Raw genomic sequence first — 26,400 nt, 5'->3', positions numbered from 1 at the left:
ATGAGTCGTTTACTTATTCTACAGCATTTAGAACGCGAGGGACCTGGACTGTTTGTAAATCTTGCCAAGGAAAGAGGATTTAGTGTTTGTATTTTTCGTTTGTATCTAGGAGACTCTCTTCCAGAACTTAGGAATGGAGATTTACTTTTGGTGTTGGGTGGACCTATGGGTATAAGAGACATTGGTACTTCAACTTATCCATGGCTTTTTGAAGAGGTTGGTCTGATAAAACAAGCCTTAAATCAAGGCTTTGGGTTAATAGGGGTATGTTTGGGAGCTCAGCTTTTAGCCTATGCAGCTGGCGGAGATGTTGAATTGATTCAGGAGGAGGTATCTCATCAACCATTAGCTGAAATAGGGTGGGACAATATCTATCCTCAACCACTAGAGGATAACTTCAAACTTAAAAGACTTATAAATCATCCTTTCCCTGTTTTGCATTGGCATGGAGATAGAATTGTATTGCCTAATTCTGCAGAGCTTATCGCTAGTAGTCGTAGATGTAAGGAGCAATTATTTAGTATTGGTCCATTAGCTTATGGTATACAATTTCATGTTGAGATTGACGATGAGATGGTTAATACTTGGATTTCAGAAGATCAGAAATTTATTGCTTCAGCATTAGGGCCAGACGGTCAATCCATTTTAAAACAACAACAAAAGGAATTTGGTCGTAAAACATTAGATTCTAGATTAGAGTTTTTAAACGTTTTATTTGACCTATTAAGCTAATCAATTAATTTTAGCTCTCAAAATAATTACTACGATGATTGATGACTTCACACTGGCGCAGTGCAAAAAAGATAGGGAAGTTCTTCAATTAAAAATTAAAAATCTTGAGTATGGTATTAATGAAGCCGAAAAAATGATTGCTGAGTCAAGTATGAATGATGAGGCTTTAACTTTTTTAAGAAAAAAAATCGCAGAATCTAACCAGGATTTAGAAATTCTTTATTTAATCCACTAGAAAATATTCATTGGAATTTTTTGTAGAAAATCGACTTTAAGATCTTCCTAAAGTGAGTAAGCCGTACACGACCGTATCTTCCGTTTAATAAATTCATACTTTACATTACTTCACATAAACGCATTTCAGTAATGACAACTTCATCCTCATCTCAAGTAATCACTGAGTACGGCAAGCAAAACATCTTTGGTCGTGAAACACAGCCCCAGCTTGTTGAGGATTACACCAGCTATCCAGAAGAAGCTGAAAAGACAAATGGTCGTTGGGCAATGATCGGAATGATCAGTCTTTTGGTTTCATACTTCACAACAGGTCAAATCATTCCAGGAATTTTCTAAATCAACAACTACTTATAACAATGCAACCATCTAACAAAGTAATCCTAGAAAGAAGTATTGGTAGGCCAGCCATGATGGCATTTGTTCTACTTACAGGGATCTACCTAACAACAGGTCAACTAATCCCAGGTGTCGTTTAATGAAAAATCGAACCACTGAAACTGCAAGAGTCGAAGAAGAAAAAATGTTTGCAGAAAGACTTAATGGTCTAGCTGCATCTATTGGCTGCTTAGCTCTTGTTGGTGCGTATCTTACAACCGGTCAAATCATTCCTGGTTTCGTGTAATGAATAAAGAAACCAACTATTGGAAAACAGCCGAGCAAATGAATGGTCGCCTCGCGATGATGGGCTTCTTTGCTGCTGTGTTTAACTACGGATTAACAGGCTGGATAATCCCCGGGATTGTTTGATTTAGTCTAAACCCTAGTAAAAAAATAAATTAAGCCTTTTCCCCGTCATTACGGTAAAGGCTTTTTTTAATGTTTTTTTGATCAGCTCGTTATTAACGCAATGCAAATTAATTCAGTGATATTTATGATTAGCAACTTGATGTAGTTATATTATTTGATTATTGTATCTAGGATCAATATATCTTCTACTTTGCAACTACCATAGAGCCATTCTCTAAACTCTTGAGCAATTGCTAGCCTTTCTCTTTTAGGTAGCTTTTGGGCTCGAATTAAGAGTAATGTAATTTAATCTGCAATCAACTCTTCAACATTTGGCTTTTCTTGCATTTACGACTATTAACTATTTATCTTTTAAAATATCTCTCTTGTTGAATGATTACTTCAGACATAAGGATATAAATAGAATTTACGAATACTTAACCATTGAGAAGGAAGTATAAATTAGTCGTTCCACAAAGTCATATCGGACTGGCCTGAAGATCTTTGCATCCACGCAACTTTCCATTTCTCATCGATCTTTTTAAAAATGGAAGTTACTGTAGGGAGGTCATCATTTTGAGTCCCTTTATAAGTAAACTTTGAGCCTAGAGTGAAAACGCACATTGCAGCATTTGAACCTAAAAGTTCAAATTTGTGGACCTTTGAGATTTCTGCGCTTTCTAATACAAGATCTCCAGAAGACCACATCTCTTGAAAACCTTTTGCGTCAATGGGATTTCCACTTGGTCTTATAAACAAAAAGTCGGGGGTTGCATTGTCTAAAAAGAATGATCCCATTCTCTCTGTTGAGGCAAAGGCTTCTAGGATGGATAGGATTTCTTCTTTAGAAGACATTGATTAATAAAAAAAAATAAATTTAGGATTACATATTTGTTCAATATTGGATGTTTTTTTGGCCATCTTTTCTTGTTGTGCTGACAATATGAAGTAACCCTTTCTATAGAGAAATACTAGAATAATTGATTTTAAGTAGAGAATTTAGGCAGCTTCTTTCGACAAATTCTTTGCGAATAGAGATATAATCTCACCTTTTGGTGTCTTATAAACTCTCTCTACAATTTCGCCTTCAGTAACGATTACTTTAGTATTTATTGAACCTGAGGGCAATGTCTTAATTGCTGGTACAATAGCTTGTTTTAAATCTGGGAACTGATCCAAATCCTTGAAGTCTTTAATTTTCTTTTTAGAAACCATTCCCATAAGTAAGTCGAAGTTATACTTTTCTTTTAACTAACTTTTCTCCACTCGTAAAGAGCATGTATAGCCAATAGATTCTTTTTAGGACTAACGTGAAAATTAAATATGGTTTTCCGATTAGGAATTGCTTATATGAGCTCGTTTTCATTATTGTCAAAAGGGTTGCACCTAATGTCCAAAATCAATAGCATTGCCGTATTCAAAAGTAGTTAGCGAAAAATTATTGTTGTGGCCAAAATATCATCCTTTTATCTTATTGATTCGAAAAACAATCGCGAATGATCAATTGATTTTATCCATCAACAATAAGCGCTCTGATTTACTGAGAATAATTTCTTCTTTTTGTGTCTCTGTTAATTTTACTTCTTTTTTCAATTATTAATTCTGTTTAAGAGATATTATATTAATTTAAGTTTTTAACCTATAGATATGATTATGAACATTTTTCCAAAGAAAATAATGCTTTTAGGTAGCGGAGAATTAGGGAAAGAGGTTGCAATAGCAGCAAAAAGATTAGGTTGTTATGTTATTGCATGTGATAGATATAATGATGCACCAGCTATGCAGATAGCGGATCAATTTGAAGTTTTAAATATGAATAACTATAGTGATTTAAAAGAGGTAATATATAAATGTAATCCTGATATAATTATTCCTGAGATCGAGGCTCTTGCAGTAGATGTATTAAAAGATATTGAACAAAAGATAACAGTAATACCAAACGCAAGAGCTACTGCAATAACTATGAATAGAGACAAAATTAGAGATTTAGCATCTAACGAATTGAATATAAGAACTGCAAAATTTAGTTATGCGGTGAATCAATCCGAGCTTGATATGCATGCAGAGGCAATTGGTTATCCTTTATTAATTAAGCCAGTAATGAGTTCTTCAGGTAAAGGACAAAGCTTAGTTAATAATAAAAATGATTTAGCCCAGGCTTGGAAATTGGCTATTGAAAAATCAAGAGGTCAATCAAATAAAATTATTTTAGAAGAATTTATTGATTTTGATTTAGAAATTACTTTATTAACTATTAGACAACTTAATGGTAAAACATTATTTTGTGCTCCTATAGGACACGAGCAAAAGAATGGAGATTATCAATGTAGTTGGCAACCAGCTGAATTAAGAGAAAGTGTCTTAGATAAGGCTCAAAAGATTGCCAAGCGTGTCACTGATAATCTTGGTGGTGTTGGTTTGTTTGGAGTTGAATTTTTTATTAAGGGTGAAGAGGTGATTTTTTCAGAGCTATCACCAAGACCACATGACACAGGCTTAGTAACTTTGATTAGCCAAAATTTGAATGAGTTTGAATTACACCTGAGAGCTGTTTTAGGTATCCCAATTCCAGAAATTGTTTGTCATGATGCTTCTGCGAGCCGAGTGATTTTGGCTTCCCAGACAACCTCAAACATTGCTTATTCGGGGCTTGAAGATGCCTTAAGTCAATCAAATACAAGTGTATTTATATTTGGTAAGCCGAGCTCAACTGAAGGTCGTCGAATGGGAGTAGCAGTAGCAAAAGCTGAAACCCTCGATGAGGCAAGAATAAAAGCTGATAAAGCAGCTCAATCAGTCAAATTTATAAATGAGTAATTCTAATTCAGAATTTTTATCTGATTTCATTAAGTGCAAGTCGATTTGGTTTCTATTTTTGACTGAGTTAAATTGGAATCCAAACGCAATTAACCCTCTTGAGTTGGTCCCTGAATCTTTTTGGCCGGAAGTTACAGACCTCTTAATTGAAGCTAGATATATCGGTCAGAGCAGGAACCATTACCTTAGAGAGTCTGATAAATATATGGATTATTTAAGCAAAGGTGGTAAGCCTTTTAAAGCGGATTAATTATCACAAGTAATATTGATACATCATACATATGATTTTGACTTCTTATCCACTTCCTATAGTTGCGAAATTGTTGATGTCTTTGTAACTGATCTTACCTAGCCAAAACTAAATTACAATATAATTATGGGGATAGATGATCCAAAACTTCGTTTGTTCATTCTTCTTTTGACAAATTTAATTGTGATAGTAGGGTTTAGAAACTGGGTATTAAATAACGAGGCTTTTATGTGGTTAATAAATGGTTTACCTTCTTGAGATGTTATGGAAGTTATTTACTTCAATTTTCAAAATAATGCTTCATCTGGGGTTAAGTCGTTAATAACTTTTTCATGAAGCAGGATCAATGATGAAGGTTGGTTAAAGTTTAAAAAGAAAAAGAAGAGGATAATTAATTAACTTTCTTCCTGGTTTTAAGGGAGCTTATTAGCAACAAATGCCACTATTTCGGTTAACACTACAAAATTCACTGTTTTATGTATCACTAGGAACATCATTTAAAGATGATTTATGTTATTTTTAGACCACGTTCAGCTAAATTTTAGGCTGCAGTAAGACTCGAGACATGGAACGGGGTCTTGAGCACTACGAGAAAGAGCAATGACTGTTCTTACTTACAGAGGCAAAGAGTACCTTCAACATAAAGAAGCTACTCCAAAAAAAGTTGTAGAACTTAGTTACAGAACTAATGTCTACACATCTAGGCAAGCAGAAGCTAAAAGCCATATGCAAGCATCCTTAACTTACAGAGGTAATACATACCGAAAGTAATTTAAAGGATATCTAAAATGGGGGATAAAATTTCCCCCATTTTTTTATGCTTATTTTCGCAACAAATATCTAGCTGAAAAAATAGTTCTGGTTCTATGTATTTTTGCCTGAGTTCTATTACTCTGGTTTTATGGGTTATATCCGATGTAGAAATAATAATGACTCCTAAATAATCAAAATGATTACTCAACAGTCATGGCCAAGTTGCAAGCTTCCTAAAACTCAAAAGGCACTTGAAGCTATTTATTCAATGCTCTGGAAAAGACCAAAAGTGTTTAGATGGTACTACAGGTCTAACTAATAGCTTTATTCAAGGGAAACCGAACACGCAAATCACTTAGAAGTTGTTGAGAATAATAAGTGAATTCATTATTTATTAATGCAAAGATTATTTAGACCTAACAGTAGTGTGTTGGCTTTGTTGATGTTTTTACCTATTACACCAAGTATTGCAGCTATTACTGTTTTTACACAGTCAGTTTTAAATGACAGAAATCCTGAGGTAACGTCTATTTCTCATCATGCACAACGAGTCATTGATGCTACAAGATATTAATCACTATGTTGCGCTTTGAGCTACCAGTAAAAGTTATCTATACGAATTTATTCTTTATTCACTAAAGCTTTATTTAAAGTCTTATTAATTTTATGCCGATCTTGGTTTAAATACTCTTTACGTCATTAGGTCATTAGGTTACAAGTCATACGTAACAGCTTTCAATAAATATGGTTTTAACTAAAAAGTTTAAGGCTTTTGATGACGCAATCTTAGACCTGCATCCTGAGTTAAAAGAGGTTCTTAAACCTAATGATCATTATCCAGAGCTAGAGAATGTTCTTAAAAAAAGATCTTTAAATTTACCTTCTGGGTCCATGAATACGAAAGTAATTATCAATGATGGAGAAATTGTCGAACGCGTGTTCAAGACACCCATGGGCCAAGTCGTATCGTTATTTTCAAAACCATCAAATGTTATTCAAGACCAAGCTGCTTAATAAGTGATTTTTAACTCATCATGTTTTTTTTAGATGTATGATTCAAGCTGGGTAGATTTAAACGCCTTTTATTTAATCAAGCTTCTAAACTAACTTTTTGTAAAATTTTCACTATGACCAATAGTGTAGTTAATAACGTCAAGAAAAAATCATGGAAATAGATGAAGCAATTAAAAAACGAAGGACACTTCATATTTTTTCTAATAGACGTGTTCCTACAGAAGTAATTGAAAAATCAATATTTGCAGCTAATCAGGCACCTTGCCATAGAAGGACTTTCCCATGGCGTTTTACCAACATTGGTATAAAAAAAGGGAACTTCTATATCAACTACAGCTGACATTGAAGTTTGGTGATAGGACAATAGATGAATCTAGTTTGAAAAAGATAAGGGACAAAATGCTAAACCCTTCCCATTTGCTTATTGCCACTCAAGTATGTACTGATAATCAAGTCCAAAAACTCGAAGATTATGCTGCTTGTGCTTGCGCGATTCAAAACCTGTCGCTTTCACTTGTTGCTAATGATGTTGGTTGCAAGTGGTCAACGGGAAAAATCACTAAAGACCCTAATACCTATAGAATTGCACAGATAAATTCAAGTGAAGAGGAAATTATTGGTTTTATATGGATTGGGTATGGAACTGAGCCGCCTTTAATCAAAAGGCCTTTGATTAGCTCCATCTATCGAGACAGGGATTAATTTTATTTAATTCATAGAAGAGAGATAATGAAACTGATAAGGAAGTGTTGAGGCCACACTGAAAACAATTAGCATCATTCCTGTCTTATCTAATCGTTTCATGTTCAAAAAGCTTTTAATTTATTTTAATTGAATAATCTTTTTCCCATGTGTATTTTAGGTAGGGAGAACTAGACATCACTGAGTAATAAGTTAATAAAAAATAAGACCTGGGGGAATAAACTTTTTGTCATGATCAATATATGAATTTATAGAAAATATGCCAGATCCTAAATCAGGTCTTAGTTCCTGTTTTAATCCTCTTAATTGCGTTTTCTTTCAGAAAGAATTTGAAGATGTTGACAAGACCTTTGAGCAACTTGTCCGGATTGCTCAAGAAATTCCTAGAACAAAAGTTTTAGTAAGTAATGAGAACTATTGGAAAGGGGTTTGTCGAAGTTTGATTTTTAGATTTCCAGATGATTTAGAGATTTTAAAAATTGACAAGAAGATTCAAATCAAATCAGCATCAAGATATGGTGGGGGCGATCTTGGAGTTAATGGAACTAGAGTGGGAAGATTATTAACTGCTTTAGAAAAATTAAATAATTAGCTACATAACTTTCATAAAATAGGCAATTAGTTGTCGTTGGGAAATATCTTAGTTATTTTTAAATAGCTGTATTTTTTAAGATGAACAGAGCACAAAAATATTTTTTACATCTTCCAAAGGGGACTCATTTTGAAAAAATCATAGATACAGAATATGGGAAAGAGAATATATATGTAAGCCCAGATGGCAAAAAACATTCAATACCTATGATTCCAGATACGATTTCTTGAGAAACTTTAACAAGTTAAAATTAGCAGTAAAACAATTGTTTATCAATTTTGTGATTTTTTTTCTTCATAAATATGATTAGAGGTTTCAAGAATAGGCTTTGAATCCTGACTGGTAAAAATATTATTTGAAACATTCTCTGGTCATTTAAACATTAAATTTCCTCTTTTTGAGTTTCCTATACATTCGCCGATATAAAAAGTTTAATGCCCATCTCTCTAAACATCACCGGCTGCTCTGGCGCATTTATATGATTGCAATACTCTGAAAAAGTATTGCTAAGCTTGAAGTCTAAATCGCTGATTTCAGTTGCTATGGAAGGGGTAAATATTAGTGAATATAGTTATCTTCCATTTTACTAGTCTTCCTAAAGACTTTGTTTCGATCCCATCGTATGGGAAGAATATTAGTTTGTTTTTTTATTTATGCCGTTTGCATTTTCAATATCTTGTAAAAGTCCTTTTGTGGCTTGATGAAAACCATTTTTCATTAAAAACGTTTGAGCTTCATCAAATTTCTGTTGAATTTTTCTTATGTACGGAGTCATCTCATTTTGAGATAAAGTCATTTGTTTTTTTGTAATTTTCATTAAATATTGCTCTATATGCAAAATCATATGAAGTGGCAACTACTACAAAAAAATAATATTAGTAATAACTACTTACTTAGTTAATACGGAATGCTGGTAGTTTTGCGTATTGCATCTAAAGCTTCTAACGATATAACTAATTTAAGTTGCATTGTGACATTGTTTATCTTTAAGCGCCTAAGCAACAGGTTTTCAATAAAAAAGCATGACAACAGCAAATGTTATTCAAGATGCGAAATGGAACCTTTACCTAATGAGATTTATCAAGACATTGTTGATTTTCAATCTGATGTTAATAGACCTATAGATATAGCTACTTATAGGGAATTCAAAAAGGAAGCTGCATGACCTTATTTCTAATGGTTTTTAGTACTTTTATCTTTTATTCCATTTATCTATGAAAAGGGTATAAATTTTAAACTTTTCAATATTGTTGATTATCCTTATTAATTTTTTTCTTGATCTATTGAATGACTGTAAAGTAAAAAGATTGAAGTAATTAATTTTTTTTGATGGATAGCTTGAAAGCAAAGTTTTTGGCTAATGAATTAAATGAATTAGCATGTAAAGGATGCACTGAGGGTTGGCTGGAGAAACACGATGGACTATCAGATCCAATTCAAGACATTAATGAATGTGGATCTCTTGGATATATTACGCCTGAACGACAAGAGCGATTAATTAACGAAGTAAAGGAAATTAAAGCTAAAAATTAAATCATATGAATATAGAAAAAGAAAATAGTCCGAGTAAGTTTTCTGTTCCTCCTTTCGCTTCCGATGATGAGATATGGATTGAAATTCTTAGAGTTCTGTCACCATCTGAACAGTTAGAGGCTAGCCGTTCACACTCTGAGTTCAATGATCCATATATGGGTGGCAAAGAGATCATTGTTAAGCGCTCTGATCATTCCGATATAGCTGTTGCTTTACTGTCTGAGGTCACTGCTGCTGGTGACGAATGGGCTATATATAGAGAATTTTAAAATGGAAACTTATTCATTAATAGCATTGGTGATCCTTGTATTATCGCTTTTGATTTTAATTCCGCTTGTCCAATTATTTAGAAATTTAATCAGAAAGCAAATTGATGATCAAATGGAAGATATGATCCCGTTAAAAGCTATTAGGGAAAGAATAGTAATAAGAATAAGATTGAGAAAGTAGAAAAATATTTATTTAAATTTTAATTTTAATTAGTTTCATTCAGAATTTTTTCTTTTTATTAAGATATTTTCATAAATAACTATTATTTTGAGCTATAAAACTGAACAATTTATTATTTGTATTTCTTATCTTTATGACTTAGTAAGTAATACCGATAGATAAAACTAAAAAGAAACGATAGATTAAGAAAATATATGAATGATTTTTATGAATACGATTGAAACTCAAAAAATGTCCAAAATACAAGATGATCCAATTGATGATTATCTTGAGTGTGTTACATATTGTTCAATATCAAGCAGCGCTGAAGAGAATGACTGCCAAACCATATGCATGGAAAGGCATTTGAAAATCTCATATTTTTAGATTTTTTGTAAATAAAAATAAAGTAGTCAAATTTTTATCCCTGATCTTTTTCAATCTGCTTTGGGAAGTCAATTTTAAGCTAGAGGTATAGATAGTTAAACTGTTTTATGCTGCGACTAATAACAGTTGATAATCATTAGCAATGATCTAGTAACAATTAGTAAGTTTGTTAATTTCTTGTGTCATTTACTACAAATGTTTCCATAATTACTAAATATTTCACATTTTTAGCTAATCCTTAAAGCAGCGGATTTAATTGATAACGAATAGTTCTGAATAATCATTCCTCAAAATTTATTTTGATGTTGGAGTAATAACAAAAGGTTTAAATACTTATGAAAAAGACTCTCAACATTGCCATCCTTAATTTAGACGATATATAAAATTTTGGCTCATCCCATTTCTTGGTATTGGCTTATTGGTTTTTTTCTTTGGATTGTTCACAACGTGTTGGTTCTTAATCGTAAAGTCAACATTGATAAAGAACGACAAATGTCAAAGCGATTGAATGCTATCTCAAAGCTCTATCCTGAAGGTACATACATTTCAAATAGATATTAATAGTTAGTTATTTTAAATTATCTTCAGCCCTTCCTTAGTTCTTTAATAGTGTGGGGGCTTAGAAGTCTCTTGAGGGAAATATTCTTCATTTTCATATGTGTCACCCTTCTTTTTAAAGTATTCCTCTGATGGATCATAACAATCGTTGTCGGGATTCAAATCGTCTTCCATCTTTTAATATTTTTTCTATGGCAAGGTCAGTCGATATGTCAAAGTGCTTTATCCAGCTATCCCATTACAAATAATTCCTGCTTTGGCCATTGAAAGTAAGACAAAATGATGAAAGCTAGGAACTGCTTTGTCCAGGGCTATAAGGAATATAAGCAATGACATTGATGTCATTGAGAGATATTGCATCCAATGAATACCTGCTTTATCAAGTCCATATTTGTCAAAACTTGTAGTAGTCATTTTATTAGAGCCTTGATCGGTGACCTTAACGCAAAAATTTATTTTTTGCTAGTTATTTCTTTATCTTGATTGATGCATTTACAAAATAGATTAACTTTTCTGCCTAGAAATTTCAAAGTTTCTTATCACCTCTTTCCCATTTCTGAAGATCGTTCTAGCATATTCTGTCCATTTACCCTGTCCCCAATAACGGAAGCAGCTAGTTTCTAATAGCAAAAGGTATAGGAGCGCTTCTTGATAGCTATGGTTTTTTGTTAACGATGGATTTTGCTCTAATAAATAGTCAAATGTTGCGTGAAAATAGGAACTAAGTTTTGAAATTGGCTCTAAAACATTTTTATATCCATCTTCCCAACTCAAGTCGTTAGTCCAGCTAGCTCCACTTAAAGAAAAGGATTGATCTTCATCTTTTAATTCATTAATTGCTTTTTTAACTGAAGTAGGAGTTATCGGCCCTGATATTTTCTCCCATATTTTGTATTGATCGACTGCTTGAATCAATGGATAATTATCTTCATCTATATTTAAATTTTCGAGGAAGTCGAGGTATTCAGATCCGTTCATAGCAATCGTGGAGCTTCTATTCGTTTTTGGACCAATTCTTTTATTAGCCTGTATGAAAGCTTGAGGAAATTCGTTCATCATTACTCCGCCATTTTCTCCATCAGCAATTTGGGAAACCAGCGTGGGGATAACATGTTGACCTAATTTTTGTTTATTTAGACCTATTGCCTCGTAATAAGGTTGCATTTGTCCAACAAGTTTTGTATCTGACCCTTGAGTTTTTATTAAGGAGAGAATAGATATTGTCTCTCCATTACTACTTTGAGCTTTGAGCATATTGGGAATATATTTTTGCTCGTCTCTTAGATTTGAGCCATCTAGATTTTGAACGCTATGTTCTTGTACCATTACCCAACGATATCCACATTCTTTAAGAGCTTTGATTAATTGAAAAAGAACATCTGGTTGGTTTGGAAGATGCATCTCCGGAAGAGAGAATCCATTCACTCGACACAATGCATCTTCTCCGAATAATGAATAGAAGTGTTGCTGCCACGCTGTTATTTGTAATTTAAAGTCGGACGGTGGAGTTGAAGAGGCTACAGCATGACTCCAAAATGTCCCTAGCCATTCAACATGTGGTTGAACTCTTTGATCACACGTTAGGAGTTTTAACGATGCGAGAATATCCTCACGACCCATTTGTTCGATTCCCCAAAGAAGATTACCGGAGTAATCAAGCATTATTTTGGGATCATATCCATCATCTATCAAGCTTGGAATGATTTCAGCTAGACGTTTATAGCATTGAGAAAATGGTTCGGCATTGTGATTATCTCCTTCTGAAGTGTGTTCAAACATATATTGCAAATGTGAAATGAGCTCTCCATTCTTACCTGCTGGAATTGTCGGTTGATGCATATGGAGGGCACATGCAAATCCTGAATTAACATTTTCTATCCCTAACTTTTTTTTGAATTGTCTACTAACCCTTTTCTTATTTACTAATTTATTAATTGCAAATTCATATCCACATATCGGTGGTAAGTCTTTGTTTTTCATATGATTGAGGTTATATATTTATTGCAATCCCGCTAAAGGCATTTTCTGAATTAATTTGAGTATATACAATATAAAATTTTTTTCATAGATTTATTTTCTTTGCCGGTTCTATTCCTGGAAAATACTTTTACTATTAAATGTATTTGTACAACCTATAGAATTAGAAAAGTAATGTTTATTTTTCTAATAGTACTAATAAACACTAATCGTTTTCAATACAAAATTTATTTTGCCAGGCTTAAAGCTAGGATTAATTTCTCCTGGTCTACCGAATTTGGAATGTAGTAATTGAAATTGGCTTATAGAGTCTGATTTGAATTCAATTGGTAAGGAAATTTTTTTTGCAATAACAGTTGGTTCAAGGCTTTTAAAAGGAATTTTGATAATTGTTGTACCAAATCTTTTGGTTTCTATTTCTGCTACCCATCTGAGCCCACCAGGTGCCTTATCTAAGAAAAATTCTCTAAATCTAAAAATTCCGTATTTACATGACACTCCAAATTTTAAAGTTCGACCTTTACCTTCAATTTTTAATTCAAAACCTTGATAATTCGATAAATCTATAAGAGGTGAAAATATTGGGGATTTGCAACTAACAAAACCCCCTTTTTCCTCAACTACAATACCTTCTAGAGAGAGGCCTTTTGAGGAGGCTCTACAAACGGCCTTACTTGAGCCTCCCATAACAGTGTCGTTCAATGAAAACCAATCATCAAAATCACTGGATGAAACAACTTTTGATAGCTTTGACATTTTTTATAAACGATTTTTTATAACTCTATTAAATATTTTTTTGAATCATGGGTTCAAAAATATAGTTATCACCAGATAAAAAAATATACCTTTCATGCATTCAATGATTAACAGGGAGTTGTCTCGATTTTATTCTGTAATATGTCTATTATAGAAGCTGATCTGACGTGGTTCCCTTGCTGTGGCTTAGACCTTTATTAAGTGATGGTCATTCAGTAAAGAGAGGGCAACCTGAAGAAGATTTATTTACGAAGCATTCAGTATCCCTAAAGTTGGCAACTTTCCCGCCTTCCCAATAATTAATCATTGTTTGTAATTCCTTGATTCTTTCTTTTGCGACTTCAATTTTTTCAAGGATATTTGATGAAGTGTCTTTCTTCATGATTTTCCTCGTTACTACCCTTATTTAACTATTAAATTGATATTAAATCTATCGATACAATTACGGATGTATTTGTTCCTATTAGAAATTGAATAAATTTTTTGAGGAAAACTTTTCTTTTTTTATTTAAAATCTATTTTTGGTTGAAATAGAACGAATTACAAAAATTACCAACATTATTTTTCTCAGCTTTAAGACCTGTTTTTTTTGCAATCACTCTGATCTTTGCGTTTTTTTCTTTTAGTGAGTAGTCATTCTGATTAAGGTACATTGTGTAGTATTCTCTGCATAAATTTGAGAGCTCTTTTTCTCTGGAAAAGGGGACACGACATACAGCTAGCACTATCAGAGCTAGTGCTATTGCTCCTGTAAAAGCTTTGTTTACTGAGTTAGTCATTAGATATGTTTTTATATATTATCTAACATGACTCCTAAGCTAGTAAATCTTTGATATGTAATGACGAAATCTATCAACCTCGTCCGCTCCTTTTACTTACAAAAGATCATGAAGGTTTATAGTCATTTTTGTTGGTAAAAAGATAAATGCCTTTATGTATTAAAAATTAAATTGTTTCATAGATTTTTAAAATGCTGATTTACCTTGCGCTGATTTGATAAGGAAAAAAGTTGGTAATGCTAGTAAAACGACTACAGATGTTAGGAGTACTAGATTTATGGTTGATGAACTCACGCCAAGTTCTGTAGCTGCTAACGCAAAAGTCATTTATTTGATTATCGATAGATTTCAATTATCACTTAAATATTCTTTAAAGCTGAAATTATTAAAAGGTTGTAAAATTATATTCTTTTTAATTGCTGTTTTCTTTTAACGTATTTAGTTTTCGTCTTTTTTATTCAACTTTACTTTCGAGATTTTTGTTTGTTTTCATTTCTTCTTCTTTCAGTTGGGCTTTTTTTTCTAAGGCTTCTTTCTCGATTGCTCTCTTTGCATCAGCTTCTTTTTCCGCAGCGATTTTTGCTGCTAATGCTACTGATTCTTCATGTGCAATTTTTGCATCAAGCTGTCCTGAAGCCCTCATCCATTCATTAACACTGACTTCTTTACCAGCAGCTTCACATTCTTTTTTGTATCTTAAGAATGGGAACCAATGATGGTCTGCTGTTTCAGGATTACTAGAATTCATACTATTTTTTGACAGGCATCAAATGCAAACTTGATGGATTATCTAATAATTTATAAATAAACGGCTTTTAACTTTTACTAATTTTAAGTTCATTTTATACATCATTAGTTTTTGTGATTATTTTTACTTTGAAATAGTCAATTCATAAACGATGGTTGCATTAATCCCGACAAATTTTTGTTCTGTTAAGGGGATAGTTTTTTATTTTTATATTAGCTTTTAATGACATGAAAATTTTAGATTATGGATTCATCATTGGCTTTAGGAATTATTTTGACATTTGTTGGGATAATTATTTTTATATTGATATCTAAAAATGATCTTGGAGTTACTACTTTAAAGAAAGATCCTGAATCTCATACAACACTTATTGGTTCCGTAGCAAAGGGTATTCCTGGCTCTGATATTTTAAATTCAGATTCAGTCTCCACTGCGAAGGAACCGTCAGAAAATGCAATTCACAGCTAGCAAAGATGCTAATGAAGACTTGATTTGGAATTTGATTTTAAATAATCTAGGCTCTCCTCTTTCAAACGACGTCTCACCGGCTACTTCTGCTTTCTTTAAAACGGAGGACGGCCTAGAATGTTCAGTTAGGAGAAGAAATGGAGATTTGATTGCACATTGTTATTCAGAGTCAGATCGAATGGGGCAAAGACGTTGGACGATTGATCTTAAGTAATTTTCAATGAGATATAGGCATTTTTATATTCCTAGCTCGTCAATTAAATTCTTTTGGAATTTGGAACCCAGAATGGTATTAGCAGCCATCGCACCACTGGCTGCTACAGGTGGAATCCCAATCCCTGGGAATGTACTTGAACCGCACATTAAAAGATTTTTAATTGGAGTTTTATTTCCTGGGAAAAGCCCTTCTGCTGCCGACAAGGCTGGACCATAACTTCCATTTTTTGTGTTTAAAAATCTTTGATGAGTAAGTGGTGTTCCTAGCATTTTTATTTCAATTCTTTCATGAATATCAGGGATTAGTTTTTTTATCGGCTCCCAGAAGACTGAGCAACGCTCCTCTTTTGTTTTTTCATATTCTTTAGTACCTATTTTAAGATTTTCCCATATTTCCCAAGGCTCATTAGCAGGTGTATATCCGTGAAGAATATGTTTGTTGGGGGGTGACATTGTTGGATCCAAAGCCGATGGTATTGAGAGAACTACTACATTTCTTTCAGCAGTAATACCTTTCGACCAATCATCAACCCATATTGAGTGGAGTGGAATATTTTCTAGACCTTCTGCATTAAACCCAAGATGTAGATGAAGAAATGACTTACATTTTGGAGTAGTGCACCTTTCATCCCTCCATTTTTGAGATATTTCTTTTGGTATTAAATCAAGGGTATTCCAAATGTCTGCATTACTAACAATATGATCTGCAAATATTTTCTCACCGTTTTTTAGCTCAATTCCGATTGCTTTATTCCTTTTTATAATTACCTGACTTACTTTTGAATTAAGTCTAAGATTCCCTCCAAATGAGTAAATTCCATTTAATAGAGCCTTAACGATAGATTCACTTCCTCCCTTTGGATATTCCAGGTAGGCATCTGGTTTAAACCAATCTTCAAAAAGTGTTGCCATAGCAGCTGCATTCGTTTCGTCTTTGGATAAACCGCTTATTAGAAAACACAGCAACTCAACCCAATTTCGTAAAAATGGATCTTCAAGATGTTCATCAACTAATTTCCCAAAAGCACCTCCTAGGTATTTAAAGGATTTCACGTGGGTGAGAAGTGTTTTACTACGTTTTAAGAGCTGAAATAGAGTTTCTTTGTTTTGATTTAGTGCTATTAGGGGAATTGCATTAGCTGCTGCACCAATTGGTTTAATCACTTGAATAAATTGTTCCCATTCTTTAATGGCATCATTTCCGCTAATTGATTTGATCTGATCAAGAAATCGTCTATCCCCAACTCCAATCGTGTATTCACCCTCAGGAATTTGAACATTCCAATCCTTATATTTAATTAATTCAACTTTTTGGTTTAGAGCCTTGAGGACTTGACCTAATGGATTTGTCGTTGGCCAGGTCCCTATTCCACTCCAAAGAGAGGGACCAGATTCAAATTTATAACCATTTTTTTCAAAGCTATGAGCGGCTCCTCCCGGTTTTGAGTGGGCTTCAAGGATTAGTACTTTTTTGCCAGCTTTTGCGAGTAATCCTCCGCAACATAATCCACCAATACCACTTCCAATTACAATTACTTCTGGATTTTTCATTCCTTTTTTATTAAGGGGTTTTTCTTCTTTAGTGTTTCTACAACAAATTCTTCAGAACTGCTTGAATGAAGTCAGTATTTAAGAAGGTTATTTACTTAAATTTTTGTTTGGTCTAGAAATGGAATTGATGGACGTATGTAAACAAATAAGGCTCCGTGCATATCTCTTATGATTCTTAAGTCTTCGTCAACATAGATCACACTAATCTCGCAATTTGGATTTTCTTTGTTCCATGGCAATAGTTTCCATACGGTCTTTACTGGATACCACCTTTCCATGAGTAGAGTATTTAAAAAAGGAATTTTTCCCAGTCCATTCACCTCTGATACTTTAGTTTTCTCTAACTCCATTGAAAGAATGTTTTCTCTTAGTTGAAGTCCCTTAGCCAGAGTTATGACTCGACCACCAAAGGTAGGTAAAAGCTTGAACCACCCTATTATTGGCATGGTTGTCAGTCCAAAGATTGTGGTATCAAAGGTGGAGATCATTTCACCTTTATTAAAATTGAAATATTGACCGACTCTTCCTACTGTTGATAAACCAAATGATCCAACTTGTAAAAGATGAAGCTTGAAAAATAAATCGCTTTTTGATTTGTCGTTTAAAGCCTTTTCAATGGCTAAAAAAAATGGAGAGCTTCTAAATAATTCAACAGATGAGAAAATAAGCTCCCATTCACCTTCAATAGATCTCTGAGTTATTTCATCTGATAGGGGTTGTATATCTTCGACTATTTTATGCATCTCAACTAGTTTATCTTGGTACATTGGAGCAATCATCCTGTTCATTCTTTGACCTCTATCTGTTGCTGCTGCTATTTGGTAAATAAGGGCTTTAAGATCCTTCCTGTCTTGCATTTTATTGAATTGGTTAATTCGTTTTTAATACCTTGACCTTAACTAAAATTTTCGAAACGCCTCGATTTTATATATAGGTTTAACAAGTAATATTTGAGCATTTCTCATTGATTTGGCCTATAACATTGATATGATTACAACTAAAACTTTATTACTGACAATATTTGTTCCCCTGGCGTGTCTTAAATTTTTAGGCTTCTATAAAAAAATTCTCAAGGTTTCAGAACCTTCTTTGAAGCAAATTAAAGCAAAATTAGAAAGAACTTTCAATAGATAGCTAGGTTGATTGGTCGAATTTTTGTGTTTTGTGTTTCATGGAGACTATCGCTTATTTCTTAGAGAAAGAATAACCTTTAAATCCTCCTTGATAGTCATTTTCTTCCTAAGTGAGACTTTACCTATTTTTTTTCTAAACAAGCCTATGACTATATTTTTATACTCTTTAAGCCTTCTTTTGAATATTTCTTATACAAATTACTAAGATACAAAAGCTATTTACATCTACATGTAAATAGCTTGTTCGGTTTGGATACCCACAATGTGCTAGATGTTGTATATAGGTAAATATTAATTCAATGTCTCAATTAAGTATCAAAGTTAGCGCTAAAGGCGAAGCCATGATCGCTACTCTTCAAAAGGAAATCTTTAACCGGAGAAGAAAAAAAGTAACAGCATCACAAGTTGTTGAAACTCTTGTAGAGAGTGGTGCTAAATCTCAATCTGATAAGCGTTATGCTGCTTCTTGGAAAAACTTAATAAAGGATATTGAAAAAGCTGCAAAAGTTTCAGAGATCCATGGTAATAAGCCTGCTAATGTTAGTGCTGACGAGTGGGCTTTGATTCTCTCTCACCGTACTCGTAAGACTACGATTGCTAAGAAGGCTTCAGCCAAGCCATCAGCTAAAAAGGCTGCTGTCAAAAAAACCGCAGTTAAAAAAGCAATTACAAAGAAGACAGTAACTAAAGCTTCTCCAGCTAAGAGTGCCTCAAAAGCAAAAGTTAAGACTTCTAAGGTTAAGATGGCAGTTAAGAAAGTAGCTTCTGCTCAAGCTAAAAAAGCAACTTCAACCGATAAAACAGTTTCTAAAAGAACTTCTAAGGCTGTAGCAGGCAGACCTGCGAGGCGTGCAAGAAAAGTTAGTTCTAAAGCCTAAAAAGCCTAGTTAAAAAGCTAGATCCGTCAAAGCGGCTTGAAAAGTGCAATGCTTTTCTCTGGCTATTCTGTAAATGTGTTAATTAGTATCCTAAGCCTACATTTCCTTTTATGTAGCCTTGGCAGTAGTACTTGGCATGGTAGTAGTGATTTGTAATATCAGTTTTCTCTCCTGCTAGCCCCTCGATTTTTTTCTTGCCTAATTTTAAATCTCTTGCAGCCTCTTCACCTGTAATTAAATCAGCGCTAAGACGCCCGCAAATATCATTAACTTTGAAGTCTTTCGCTGAAGGAGCCCTCACATAGCCAGCAAAAAATGCCAGAAATAATCCAAGCGTTACAAACCTTCGGTGATTTCTCCACCATTCATAACTATTGAGATTGAGTTTCTTTTTTAAATCAATGTTCATTTGTATAAATAATAGATTTGTTCACCTTAGGCTTTAGTCCTTTTCTTTATTGGTGAAGTTCTTGATAGGTAAACATTTTAGCTAATTTACATAGTTAAAGAATTAACTCTATTTGCTTTTCAATTGATCATATTAAGCATGTACGATTGGGTTATTAGCAAATCTATTTACGAATGCTTGAGAAAATTTCAAAAGATGATTGGCAATATTTGGTCCCCTTTTTGGTTTGTACTATTTGCTTCTTAGCAACAGATTTCTTAGGAATAATTGATAAGACTTCTATTGCTTATTGGTCCGGACGTTTGTTTTATGAGCCATACAGGATTATTACATCCCATTTTTTTCATGGTGATTTTAATCATTTATTTGCCAATATCTCTGGAATCATCGTAGCTAGATATTTTCTTAAATCTTTAAGCCTTCAAAGCGACTATTTCTTTCTGGCTTTTATTGTATTGATAATGCCTCTCCATGCATTCATTTGTTGGTGCGTTGATATTTTGGTTTATAGAAATCCTATGTCTCTTGCCATTGGCTTTAGTGGTGTTTTATTTGGTATCGACGCGTTTATTCTAATGACTACAATTTATGGAAAGAAAAAATTTGTTTACATTAGATGCGAGTTAAAGAGAGATCCAAGATTACTTAAATCTATTTCTGTACTTACAGGTATTGGAATTATTTGGTCATCCCTACCTGGAATTAGCTTGTTAGGTCATATGTCTGGACTTTTGGCAGGATTTCTATTGTTTTGGCTCTAAACAAACAATTGATTTGATGATATGGCTTATTAAGAAAAACGCGATCATTTGAAGGGTCAAAATTCTTAACTTAACTTTAATTGAGTTGCCTTCACTTCACTTGATAAACTTTTGACCTTCCATTGCATTTACGTACTGCCCATTCGATTGGAGATTTTAAACTTTCTTGTTCAACGCAAATAGTCTGATAATTAGCCCATTTTGCTACTGGCCCTAATCTTATTGCAATTAGTGCAAGGCTAAATGCACATAAAAATGCACACAACAGCAACGCAATTCCAGTAAATAGATCATTAAACTTGAACTTCATTTCTGTCAGATTAAAGTTCTTGTTTTTCTTGGTCTCACTCATAGAACTAATAGGTTGGAATAAAATGCTTCAAAGTTTAAAGACTAAAGTACTATGATCTTTTTTATAGTGGCATGGCGAATAAAAGCTGAATGAATTTTATAGATCTATTTATTGATAGTTAACAGTTGGAATTTCCTTTAGGTTTCTTTATTTGTCTTTTCTTCATTAAACATCCTTTTCTCCCCGATCACGATTGTTAACCATCCAAGTGCCAGCAGCCCTCCAGCTTGATAGTCTCCTTTTAGAAAATCAAATAGAGCGAGTGTGCTTGCAGAAATAGCAAGACTACGAACAGCAAATCTTGCAAATGTAATCTTCTTTTTTTTAATAGTTTTATCCATATACCCATTTTGCAAGAAAAAATTTCGTAAAACTAATTTTCATTAGATGAATTATTGAAATTTATTCTTTTGAAAACATCTCGTTATTAGAATTAAATCTATCATTTCTTCCTTGTCATAAGAAGATTGATCCTTTTCCCTCACTCCGCTTCCCTCTGTTAAACCTTGTAGTTCCAGTTTTTTTCTAATCAACATTTTTCTTTCTGCACTTGAAAGACTTTTAAAACGTTTCTTCCTCTCTTTGCGACTTTCACTATTGTTCATTGAATTGGTTTGATAATAATTTGTCTATTAACAATGAATTGATAATTGATTTTTCCTTATTTAATTCATTAAATAATTGTTATCTAGAAGTGCATCAGCGATGTTTGCTCCTCTTGATTTCTTCCCAAGAGAAAGAGGATTAGCCTTATCTAGTATTGAAGCAAAGCATGTGATCCCACTACTCCCTTCGCATACCTCAGCAGCCTCGCAAATGTGTTTTGGTGCAATTTCTATGCAACCTTGAGTGCAAGATAATTTAATTGATTTTAGTTGAGAATCTAGTTCTAATTCTAGTAATAATATTTCGTCTTTATTAATAACTTCACCAGCAGCTGTGCTTTCAAGCAAAATTTGATAGTTCATTTTTTAAAAAGTTGAAGTGATATTGAAAATTAAGATCGAAAAAGTTTTTCTAAATCTTGCTTGGCTTTCTCTAATTCATTAGGTTTTCTGGGGAATGTTTTTTGCCCCCATTTATCTACTTCTCCAGTGCGACCATTTTTAATTGTCATCCTTATCCACCAAAATTGAAGACTCAAGAAAATCAGAGCAAAAAAAATTAGTTCAATAGTTCCTTGTTTCATTTCAAACTACAATTCTTTCAAGCTGAACTTTTTCTTATCGTTGTTCTGATTGTTCATTTCTTTTTTACTCATTAGGATCAACTTCTGTGATTTTTAGATTTAAGCCAACGTAAAGAAGAATACCTCCAATAAGAGGTGTCCAAAGTCCCAATTGGTTTAAATCATGTGATTGCAGGAATTCCATTTATTCTTCATCTCTTCTAATGATGATTTGATGTTTTTTATATTCAGATACTACCCTATTAGCTATTTCAACAATAAATGAATTTGGACAGTGTAAAGCCTCTTGTAACTCAGCTAATTCATCAGAAATAAACTCTATACTCCTTGCAATAACTACTTGATGTTCTTCTTTTGGTTCCCATTCTTTAGCCATTAATTTTCTTAATATTGATCGGCTATTTCGGTAATCATTATTGAAATATATTTTTCAGTTGCAGTTGTTAGCTCCTTTGTTTTTTCGCATGCGAGTTAACTTGCCTCCATGCACTGTCTATCACTTCAAGTTCTTCGTTTATAGGATGCCATTTTTCAGGCATATTAAATATGAGTCAAACCAAACATGATCCCTTTAGAGATTGCCCATCCAATACCTAGACATATGACAACTGTAAAAAGTGTTTTTAAAAGGTCCATATTGTTTTAGTCTCTCCCAAAAGCAGTTCTTAACGAACTTGAAAAATCGAATTGAACACCATCATTAGATGAACCAAGGTTTTGAATTAACTTTGAACTGGCAAATCTTGATTGAGTTGATGAATAAATTGATTGAGATTTTACTGATGATGATTTTACTGCCGCTGTTTTCTTTGGTGTTGCTTTTGTTGCTGTAGCTGAGGTCATTAAAGAAGTTGTGTTTCTTACAACTTAGACAAACTGAGTTAAAAGGCGATAGTTGTTAACTTTTTACAATCTTATAATCATCAACCAAACAGGGATTGATATGAGCGCGATGATCGTACCTAAGACAACAAGAGATGTGGCTTCCTCTTCATCTCTTGAAGCTGCTTGGGATATTAGTAAGACAGATATTGCTGTTGGTGCTGCTGATTGAAGTACTAGAGCCTCTCGCATTACGTTAGGTAATCTGATTGCAGCGGAAATCATCAACATAATGACTGGTAATCCAAACAGTTTCATGATTAAAGCATTTTTTATGGATATTAATTGGATTTTTATTCTTGAGAGATTTTCTTTTCTCAGCCAACTTAGACGCATTCCTACGATTACCAGTGCTAGAACAATTACCACCCTTGAAGGTATCCATAGTAAGTCTGTTATTTGTTCATTCCATGGAGATGAATGAACAATTAATGCGCCAATTAATCCTTTTACAGCAGGGCTGCTAGATATTGCTTTTATTAAATTCTTCCAATATCTATTAGAACTTAAATCATTTGAAGGATCTTTAAGCAATATTGGTCCGATACTCCAAATTACTAGCGTCGCACCAAGGTCAAAACCTATACTGTAAATCAAAGCATGATTTGGTAGTAGTGCTAGTGAAACTGGTATTCCGAAATATCCAGTATTTCCAAATGTGCTACCTAATTGAAGAGTTCTGTTTGGTATAAAGTTTTTTATAGCTGAGAAACTATTTAATATAGCCATTGAAGAACCAATAGCTACCAATGCTAATGCAGCTGATTCTATTAAGGGTAATTTAAGGCCAGACTTAAGTAGTATTCCCATCAAGCTGATAGGAATTCCATAACGAATAAGCGCACGAGAAATCGTTAGGGATAAATCTTTTTTAAATCGTCCTAGTAAATAGCCTGTTAAAAGACAAGGTATCAATTCAGCTAATAGAAAGATTATTTCCAAGTGAGTAAAGCAAATAGCATTTTAGTTTTTCTGAGAATTTAAAAGTAGTTTTATTGATTCATTTCTTTATTTTAACTTTAATTTATCTTTGCTAGTATTGGATAGGTTTTGGATATTTTTTTCTTCTTCTTGACTAATTGAGAAAGTTTAATTCTTAATTACCTTATTTTTCCTTGTAAATACTTTTTTCTGAACATCCTAATGTTTCTCCAAAAAGAAGGTCTGTGCACATTGCATTACATAAAAGATAAACGACCCAACTCGCGACAGGAACACCAACTAAATAACTAAAAGGGTGTTTTACTTTGATGAACCCGACAGTGGCAACGAATAAAACAACAATCAAGTTGATGATTCGCTTGAGGTTTTTTCTTGTTATGTGCATCAGCTATTTCTAGCAGATACTTTTCTTTTTTATCTAGTTTTTAGAACAACTGTTAGTCAGTTGTGTTTTGTTTGGGTATTGTTTGCGCATATCAATGATTATCGATGTCTTCAACGGTCACCTCAGTTTTTACTTTTAAGGTTGAAAGCACCTTTGATGAGTGGGCTGCAATCTTCGACAGCAATGAAGCTACCAGAAGGCATAGAGAGTTTCATATTCAGCCTTTATACAGAGGCTGTAGTAATGAAGACCCTCAAAAGATAATTGTTATCCATCAGCACCCAGAGGGCAATATTGAGAAATTTATAGAGGCCAATGGAGACTGGATGGCCAGCCACAGAGTCGATTTATCTACGATGGAGAAGTCTGCTTGGACTTGGACCGACAACAGTAGTGTTCAGTGTAAAGCCGCTTAATAAAGTACGGTCCGTGGAATTATGTAATAGTCACATGTCATATTCTAAAGTTTTATTCTTTCTGGGTATTGAAGTTCACTAATAGTTTTGCATATCTAAACTTGCAGGATTCACATATTAATAAAATATTTCTCTACTAAAAACAATTTTTTTTTTACAGAGATATTCAGTTATAAAAAAAAAATAAAATTGAATTAGAAAACTCTATGGGTATTGATATTAATCCAATAGCTAAAATTAGAATCGTGAGGTTCCACAATATAAGTAGCTGAATAAACTTAAACCTGGTGAATTTATTCATAGCTAGTAATCGGTACGCTTGAGTCCATATGAATTTCCTTGCTCTGAAGCTTTTACAATCGCTTTGTAAATATCTAAAGTCATAACTTTAATGAATTCGAATAATATTTTTAAGTTACATTCCTAATCACTTATTGTATTTAGGGAGTAATACCGAATATATAAAGTAAAAATTATTAATTTAATTAGTTTTCCTAATAATTGTTTATTTATAGATCTCTTTGTTTTTAAGTCTTTAACAATTTTTTTAAAATCTATAAAAAGTTTTTTAACGTACATTTTTAGAGCATATCTTTATCAAGTAGTTAGTTTAGAAGTTATCTGAGATCTACCAGGTATAAATCATTAACAGAATTTAGATTCGGTTTCCTGTCCAAAAGATGTTCGGTAGATTTCTTTCAGAAGGGTTTAATTGTTTTTAATATTTATTTTATCGAAACTGAAAAAATGTCTTCAAGACCAATTACATCCTGTAAGAGATACGCTGTTAGCTATAGAGATCTGGCTAACAAAAGACATGAGTTAGGATTTTATGCTATTGACGCTTTTGAAGCTAGACAGCTAGCAATTGAGTTCAATAAATTTGTACGTGAGCATCCAAATTCCATAGATAGGATTTCTCTCAGAAATAAAGTTGTTGCTTGATATCACCACGGTTGTATTACGTTTGGCTGATTATTAATATATGTCTTGAGATATTGGATACCTAACTAAATACCTTGAGACGAATTAGCTAAACCAAATACCTTAGGGATTTTTAAAGTTGTTAGCTTATTTATCTTGTATCCAAAGAGCAAGTCCTCCACCCTTTCCCCTGGCTGACAACCATTTACCATTTGGATCGATAGCTATTAGTGCAAAAAATGGTCTCGTCATTCGATCCGGTGCCGGTAGAGATCTCTTTAAAATAGTCAATGAAGCTAGTTTTATTTGAATGCAATCAAAGGAAAAGGGTAATAATGGTTGCTTCCTTTCTAAATTTGCGTAGCCACTAAATCTTAGAGTTAATAATCCAAATTTAATTGCGTTGGCGATAGTAAATTTCTTTTCTTCTGGACTTTGTGTATCCTTCCTCAACTCTAGACTGGCTGAAAGAACTTGTAGCAAAGTGCTTGAAATCGAGTCTTCCGTATCTGATCCCTGCTTCCAAACTGAATTAAATTTCCAAAGCCCTAATAGAGATTCAAATTCAATGCCACTCCCTTCTATTCTTGCGTTTTTTTCTAACTCTTTAAGTTTGCCTAGAGAAGGAAGATCCATTCTATTTCCGTCCATTTCAATAAATTTGCTTAAATAATTTTAATCAGATATCAGACTACGAGTGGTTTTAGCCTTCCTAAATTTTTCAGCCATGAGTAGTTTTTAGTTAACTATTGGCTTAATTGTACAATTATTTATTCATGTGTTTTCTTTCAATATCTATTTTTTCATTATTTATACTATGTGACTTTTAAATATTTAGGTCATAATTAGAAATCAATAAGAGCGTGAGTTCAAAGTTGTGGCTAATGAATTCAAACCAGGTACA

49 protein-coding genes are annotated in these 26,400 nt (G+C 33.2%); 24 read left to right on the top strand and 25 right to left on the bottom strand.

Translation table 11 applies throughout. The features are described from left to right. From AC6EJB_RS02780 to AC6EJB_RS02755, 6 genes are all read left to right on the top strand, one after another. Positions 1-732 carry a type 1 glutamine amidotransferase gene (locus AC6EJB_RS02780; RefSeq protein WP_498492197.1) on the top strand — a complete coding sequence of 244 codons (732 nt, stop codon included), beginning with the start codon at positions 1-3 and terminating at the stop codon, positions 730-732. Between the two features lie 34 nt (positions 733-766). Continuing rightward, a complete protein-coding gene (locus AC6EJB_RS02775) occupies positions 767-967 on the top strand; it encodes a hypothetical protein (protein WP_498492196.1) in 201 nt (66 codons plus the stop codon). Between the two features lie 131 nt (positions 968-1,098). Continuing rightward, positions 1,099-1,305: a high light inducible protein gene (locus AC6EJB_RS02770; RefSeq protein WP_269624973.1), complete on the top strand. Its 207-nt coding sequence runs from the start codon at positions 1,099-1,101 to the stop codon at positions 1,303-1,305. A 20-nt stretch (positions 1,306-1,325) separates the two neighbouring features. Continuing rightward, the gene (locus AC6EJB_RS02765) at positions 1,326-1,445 is read left to right on the top strand and encodes a high light inducible protein (RefSeq protein ID WP_498492195.1); all 120 of its coding nucleotides are present in this window, start codon (positions 1,326-1,328) and stop codon (positions 1,443-1,445) included. Then, the gene (locus AC6EJB_RS02760) at positions 1,445-1,591 is read left to right on the top strand and encodes a high light inducible protein (RefSeq protein WP_498492194.1); all 147 of its coding nucleotides are present in this window, start codon (positions 1,445-1,447) and stop codon (positions 1,589-1,591) included. Before AC6EJB_RS02765 ends, AC6EJB_RS02760 begins: the two co-directional genes overlap by 1 nt. Next, entirely contained in the window at positions 1,591-1,716 is a 126-nt protein-coding gene (locus AC6EJB_RS02755; protein WP_498492193.1) for a high light inducible protein, read from the top strand. The genes AC6EJB_RS02760 and AC6EJB_RS02755 overlap by 1 nt, the downstream gene beginning before the upstream one ends. A 441-nt stretch (positions 1,717-2,157) precedes the next feature. On the opposite strand, the gene AC6EJB_RS02750 is transcribed toward AC6EJB_RS02755, so the two are convergent. Beyond that, entirely contained in the window at positions 2,158-2,550 is a 393-nt protein-coding gene (locus AC6EJB_RS02750) for a DUF3804 family protein (RefSeq protein WP_498492192.1), read from the bottom strand. A gap of 144 nt (positions 2,551-2,694) precedes the next feature. After that, positions 2,695-2,910, bottom strand: a complete 216-nt coding sequence (locus tag AC6EJB_RS02745) for a hypothetical protein (protein WP_498492191.1) — start codon at positions 2,908-2,910, stop codon at positions 2,695-2,697. Positions 2,911-3,348: 438 nt separating this feature from the next. Between AC6EJB_RS02745 and purT the strand changes: the two genes are divergently transcribed. The 9 genes from purT to AC6EJB_RS02700 all read left to right on the top strand — a co-directional run bounded on the left by purT (position 3,349) and on the right by AC6EJB_RS02700 (position 8,053). Then, the gene (gene purT, locus AC6EJB_RS02740) at positions 3,349-4,512 is read left to right on the top strand and encodes a formate-dependent phosphoribosylglycinamide formyltransferase (RefSeq protein WP_498492190.1); all 1,164 of its coding nucleotides are present in this window, start codon (positions 3,349-3,351) and stop codon (positions 4,510-4,512) included. Further along, positions 4,505-4,762 carry a hypothetical protein gene (locus AC6EJB_RS02735; protein WP_498492189.1) on the top strand — a complete coding sequence of 86 codons (258 nt, stop codon included), beginning with the start codon at positions 4,505-4,507 and terminating at the stop codon, positions 4,760-4,762. The genes purT and AC6EJB_RS02735 overlap by 8 nt, the downstream gene beginning before the upstream one ends. Positions 4,763-5,362: 600 nt before the next feature. Continuing rightward, a complete protein-coding gene (locus AC6EJB_RS02730) occupies positions 5,363-5,533 on the top strand; it encodes a DUF4278 domain-containing protein (RefSeq protein WP_498492188.1) in 171 nt (56 codons plus the stop codon). Between the two features lie 379 nt (positions 5,534-5,912). Further along, positions 5,913-6,089 (top strand): hypothetical protein, encoded by a 177-nt coding sequence (locus AC6EJB_RS02725; RefSeq protein ID WP_498492187.1) that lies wholly within the window; start codon positions 5,913-5,915, stop codon positions 6,087-6,089. Positions 6,090-6,259: 170 nt separating this feature from the next. Then, a complete protein-coding gene (locus tag AC6EJB_RS02720; RefSeq protein WP_498492186.1) occupies positions 6,260-6,529 on the top strand; it encodes a hypothetical protein in 270 nt (89 codons plus the stop codon). Between the two features lie 151 nt (positions 6,530-6,680). Then, positions 6,681-6,869 (top strand): nitroreductase family protein, encoded by a 189-nt coding sequence (locus tag AC6EJB_RS02715; RefSeq protein WP_498492185.1) that lies wholly within the window; start codon positions 6,681-6,683, stop codon positions 6,867-6,869. Between the two features lie 59 nt (positions 6,870-6,928). Continuing rightward, positions 6,929-7,231, top strand: coding sequence for a nitroreductase family protein (locus tag AC6EJB_RS02710; protein WP_498492184.1), 303 nt, complete (start codon positions 6,929-6,931; stop codon positions 7,229-7,231). A 259-nt stretch (positions 7,232-7,490) separates the two neighbouring features. Next, the gene (locus AC6EJB_RS02705) at positions 7,491-7,823 is read left to right on the top strand and encodes a DUF1499 domain-containing protein (protein ID WP_498492183.1); all 333 of its coding nucleotides are present in this window, start codon (positions 7,491-7,493) and stop codon (positions 7,821-7,823) included. An 80-nt stretch (positions 7,824-7,903) separates the two neighbouring features. Beyond that, on the top strand, positions 7,904-8,053 hold the full coding sequence (locus AC6EJB_RS02700) for a hypothetical protein (RefSeq protein ID WP_498492182.1): 150 nt from the start codon (positions 7,904-7,906) through the stop codon (positions 8,051-8,053). A gap of 176 nt (positions 8,054-8,229) precedes the next feature. Here AC6EJB_RS02700 and AC6EJB_RS02695 read toward each other — a convergent pair whose 3' ends face one another. Further along, positions 8,230-8,355, bottom strand: a complete 126-nt coding sequence (locus tag AC6EJB_RS02695) for a DUF3764 family protein (RefSeq protein WP_498492954.1) — start codon at positions 8,353-8,355, stop codon at positions 8,230-8,232. 102 nt (positions 8,356-8,457) lie between these two features. After that, on the bottom strand, positions 8,458-8,640 hold the full coding sequence (locus AC6EJB_RS02690) for a hypothetical protein (RefSeq protein ID WP_498492181.1): 183 nt from the start codon (positions 8,638-8,640) through the stop codon (positions 8,458-8,460). A 512-nt stretch (positions 8,641-9,152) separates the two neighbouring features. Here AC6EJB_RS02690 and AC6EJB_RS02685 point away from each other — a divergent pair. From AC6EJB_RS02685 to AC6EJB_RS02675, 3 genes are all read left to right on the top strand, one after another. After that, positions 9,153-9,356: a hypothetical protein gene (locus AC6EJB_RS02685; protein WP_498492180.1), complete on the top strand. Its 204-nt coding sequence runs from the start codon at positions 9,153-9,155 to the stop codon at positions 9,354-9,356. Between the two features lie 5 nt (positions 9,357-9,361). Beyond that, a complete protein-coding gene (locus AC6EJB_RS02680) occupies positions 9,362-9,625 on the top strand; it encodes a hypothetical protein (protein ID WP_498492179.1) in 264 nt (87 codons plus the stop codon). Between the two features lie 379 nt (positions 9,626-10,004). Beyond that, positions 10,005-10,172, top strand: coding sequence for a DUF8642 family protein (locus tag AC6EJB_RS02675; protein WP_498492178.1), 168 nt, complete (start codon positions 10,005-10,007; stop codon positions 10,170-10,172). 603 nt (positions 10,173-10,775) lie between these two features. Here the strand turns inward: AC6EJB_RS02675 and AC6EJB_RS02670 are convergent. The 8 genes from AC6EJB_RS02670 to AC6EJB_RS02635 all read right to left on the bottom strand — a co-directional run bounded on the left by AC6EJB_RS02670 (position 10,776) and on the right by AC6EJB_RS02635 (position 14,990). Next, entirely contained in the window at positions 10,776-10,904 is a 129-nt protein-coding gene (locus AC6EJB_RS02670) for a hypothetical protein (RefSeq protein WP_498492177.1), read from the bottom strand. Between the two features lie 48 nt (positions 10,905-10,952). After that, positions 10,953-11,144, bottom strand: coding sequence for a hypothetical protein (locus AC6EJB_RS02665; protein ID WP_498492176.1), 192 nt, complete (start codon positions 11,142-11,144; stop codon positions 10,953-10,955). A 90-nt stretch (positions 11,145-11,234) separates the two neighbouring features. Further along, the gene (locus AC6EJB_RS02660) at positions 11,235-12,710 is read right to left on the bottom strand and encodes a polysaccharide deacetylase family protein (protein ID WP_498492175.1); all 1,476 of its coding nucleotides are present in this window, start codon (positions 12,708-12,710) and stop codon (positions 11,235-11,237) included. A 192-nt stretch (positions 12,711-12,902) separates the two neighbouring features. Further along, positions 12,903-13,463, bottom strand: coding sequence for a CIA30 family protein (locus AC6EJB_RS02655; RefSeq protein ID WP_498492174.1), 561 nt, complete (start codon positions 13,461-13,463; stop codon positions 12,903-12,905). 208 nt (positions 13,464-13,671) lie between these two features. Beyond that, a complete protein-coding gene (locus tag AC6EJB_RS02650) occupies positions 13,672-13,845 on the bottom strand; it encodes a hypothetical protein (RefSeq protein WP_498492173.1) in 174 nt (57 codons plus the stop codon). A gap of 133 nt (positions 13,846-13,978) precedes the next feature. Next, positions 13,979-14,242, bottom strand: coding sequence for a hypothetical protein (locus AC6EJB_RS02645; protein WP_498492172.1), 264 nt, complete (start codon positions 14,240-14,242; stop codon positions 13,979-13,981). A gap of 186 nt (positions 14,243-14,428) precedes the next feature. After that, positions 14,429-14,569, bottom strand: a complete 141-nt coding sequence (locus AC6EJB_RS02640; RefSeq protein WP_498492171.1) for a hypothetical protein — start codon at positions 14,567-14,569, stop codon at positions 14,429-14,431. A 127-nt stretch (positions 14,570-14,696) separates the two neighbouring features. Next, on the bottom strand, positions 14,697-14,990 hold the full coding sequence (locus tag AC6EJB_RS02635) for a hypothetical protein (RefSeq protein ID WP_498492170.1): 294 nt from the start codon (positions 14,988-14,990) through the stop codon (positions 14,697-14,699). 243 nt (positions 14,991-15,233) lie between these two features. Between AC6EJB_RS02635 and AC6EJB_RS02630 the strand changes: the two genes are divergently transcribed. Next, a complete protein-coding gene (locus AC6EJB_RS02630) occupies positions 15,234-15,458 on the top strand; it encodes a hypothetical protein (RefSeq protein ID WP_498492169.1) in 225 nt (74 codons plus the stop codon). Beyond that, the gene (locus AC6EJB_RS02625; RefSeq protein WP_498492168.1) at positions 15,442-15,672 is read left to right on the top strand and encodes a hypothetical protein; all 231 of its coding nucleotides are present in this window, start codon (positions 15,442-15,444) and stop codon (positions 15,670-15,672) included. The genes AC6EJB_RS02630 and AC6EJB_RS02625 overlap by 17 nt, the downstream gene beginning before the upstream one ends. A 23-nt stretch (positions 15,673-15,695) precedes the next feature. On the opposite strand, the gene AC6EJB_RS02620 is transcribed toward AC6EJB_RS02625, so the two are convergent. Together AC6EJB_RS02620 and AC6EJB_RS02615 are read right to left on the bottom strand one after the other, a co-directional pair. Next, the gene (locus AC6EJB_RS02620; RefSeq protein ID WP_498492167.1) at positions 15,696-17,225 is read right to left on the bottom strand and encodes a phytoene desaturase family protein; all 1,530 of its coding nucleotides are present in this window, start codon (positions 17,223-17,225) and stop codon (positions 15,696-15,698) included. A gap of 95 nt (positions 17,226-17,320) precedes the next feature. After that, positions 17,321-18,082 (bottom strand): PAP/fibrillin family protein, encoded by a 762-nt coding sequence (locus AC6EJB_RS02615; protein WP_498492166.1) that lies wholly within the window; start codon positions 18,080-18,082, stop codon positions 17,321-17,323. 575 nt (positions 18,083-18,657) lie between these two features. Here AC6EJB_RS02615 and AC6EJB_RS02610 point away from each other — a divergent pair. Further along, positions 18,658-19,236: a hypothetical protein gene (locus AC6EJB_RS02610; RefSeq protein WP_498492165.1), complete on the top strand. Its 579-nt coding sequence runs from the start codon at positions 18,658-18,660 to the stop codon at positions 19,234-19,236. 82 nt (positions 19,237-19,318) lie between these two features. Here AC6EJB_RS02610 and AC6EJB_RS02605 read toward each other — a convergent pair whose 3' ends face one another. After that, positions 19,319-19,645, bottom strand: coding sequence for a hypothetical protein (locus AC6EJB_RS02605; protein ID WP_498492164.1), 327 nt, complete (start codon positions 19,643-19,645; stop codon positions 19,319-19,321). Positions 19,646-19,818: 173 nt separating this feature from the next. Between AC6EJB_RS02605 and AC6EJB_RS02600 the strand changes: the two genes are divergently transcribed. Then, the gene (locus tag AC6EJB_RS02600) at positions 19,819-20,406 is read left to right on the top strand and encodes a rhomboid family intramembrane serine protease (protein WP_498492163.1); all 588 of its coding nucleotides are present in this window, start codon (positions 19,819-19,821) and stop codon (positions 20,404-20,406) included. Positions 20,407-20,497: 91 nt separating this feature from the next. On the opposite strand, the gene AC6EJB_RS02595 is transcribed toward AC6EJB_RS02600, so the two are convergent. The 9 genes from AC6EJB_RS02595 to AC6EJB_RS02555 all read right to left on the bottom strand — a co-directional run bounded on the left by AC6EJB_RS02595 (position 20,498) and on the right by AC6EJB_RS02555 (position 24,156). Next, the gene (locus tag AC6EJB_RS02595) at positions 20,498-20,758 is read right to left on the bottom strand and encodes a hypothetical protein (RefSeq protein ID WP_498492162.1); all 261 of its coding nucleotides are present in this window, start codon (positions 20,756-20,758) and stop codon (positions 20,498-20,500) included. A gap of 137 nt (positions 20,759-20,895) precedes the next feature. Continuing rightward, positions 20,896-21,099 carry a hypothetical protein gene (locus AC6EJB_RS02590; protein ID WP_498492161.1) on the bottom strand — a complete coding sequence of 68 codons (204 nt, stop codon included), beginning with the start codon at positions 21,097-21,099 and terminating at the stop codon, positions 20,896-20,898. A 51-nt stretch (positions 21,100-21,150) separates the two neighbouring features. Further along, positions 21,151-21,363, bottom strand: a complete 213-nt coding sequence (locus AC6EJB_RS02585) for a hypothetical protein (protein WP_498492160.1) — start codon at positions 21,361-21,363, stop codon at positions 21,151-21,153. A 60-nt stretch (positions 21,364-21,423) separates the two neighbouring features. Then, entirely contained in the window at positions 21,424-21,726 is a 303-nt protein-coding gene (locus AC6EJB_RS02580; protein ID WP_498492159.1) for a hypothetical protein, read from the bottom strand. A 29-nt stretch (positions 21,727-21,755) separates the two neighbouring features. Next, complete coding sequence (locus tag AC6EJB_RS02575) at positions 21,756-21,947, bottom strand: DUF8681 family protein (RefSeq protein WP_498492158.1); 192 nt, start codon at positions 21,945-21,947, stop codon at positions 21,756-21,758. A gap of 184 nt (positions 21,948-22,131) precedes the next feature. After that, a complete protein-coding gene (locus AC6EJB_RS02570; protein ID WP_498492157.1) occupies positions 22,132-22,323 on the bottom strand; it encodes a hypothetical protein in 192 nt (63 codons plus the stop codon). A gap of 266 nt (positions 22,324-22,589) precedes the next feature. Beyond that, positions 22,590-22,790, bottom strand: a complete 201-nt coding sequence (locus tag AC6EJB_RS02565; RefSeq protein WP_498492156.1) for a hypothetical protein — start codon at positions 22,788-22,790, stop codon at positions 22,590-22,592. 63 nt (positions 22,791-22,853) lie between these two features. Further along, entirely contained in the window at positions 22,854-23,771 is a 918-nt protein-coding gene (locus AC6EJB_RS02560; protein WP_498492155.1) for an AEC family transporter, read from the bottom strand. A gap of 163 nt (positions 23,772-23,934) precedes the next feature. Further along, positions 23,935-24,156: a hypothetical protein gene (locus tag AC6EJB_RS02555; RefSeq protein ID WP_498492154.1), complete on the bottom strand. Its 222-nt coding sequence runs from the start codon at positions 24,154-24,156 to the stop codon at positions 23,935-23,937. A gap of 104 nt (positions 24,157-24,260) precedes the next feature. On the opposite strand from AC6EJB_RS02555, the gene AC6EJB_RS02550 reads away from it, so the two are divergent. Continuing rightward, positions 24,261-24,572, top strand: coding sequence for a DUF3764 family protein (locus AC6EJB_RS02550; RefSeq protein ID WP_498492153.1), 312 nt, complete (start codon positions 24,261-24,263; stop codon positions 24,570-24,572). 747 nt (positions 24,573-25,319) lie between these two features. Beyond that, complete coding sequence (locus tag AC6EJB_RS02545; protein ID WP_498492152.1) at positions 25,320-25,517, top strand: DUF8647 family protein; 198 nt, start codon at positions 25,320-25,322, stop codon at positions 25,515-25,517. Positions 25,518-25,643: 126 nt separating this feature from the next. Here the strand turns inward: AC6EJB_RS02545 and AC6EJB_RS02540 are convergent, their stop codons facing one another. Next, a complete protein-coding gene (locus AC6EJB_RS02540) occupies positions 25,644-26,147 on the bottom strand; it encodes a hypothetical protein (protein WP_498492151.1) in 504 nt (167 codons plus the stop codon). Between the last annotated feature and the right edge of the window lie 253 nt (positions 26,148-26,400).

Source organism: Prochlorococcus sp. G4PB17 (assembly GCF_059772445.1).
The sequence above is the reverse complement of the archived record's forward strand: the minus strand, read 5'-3'. Positions and strand labels throughout refer to the sequence as shown.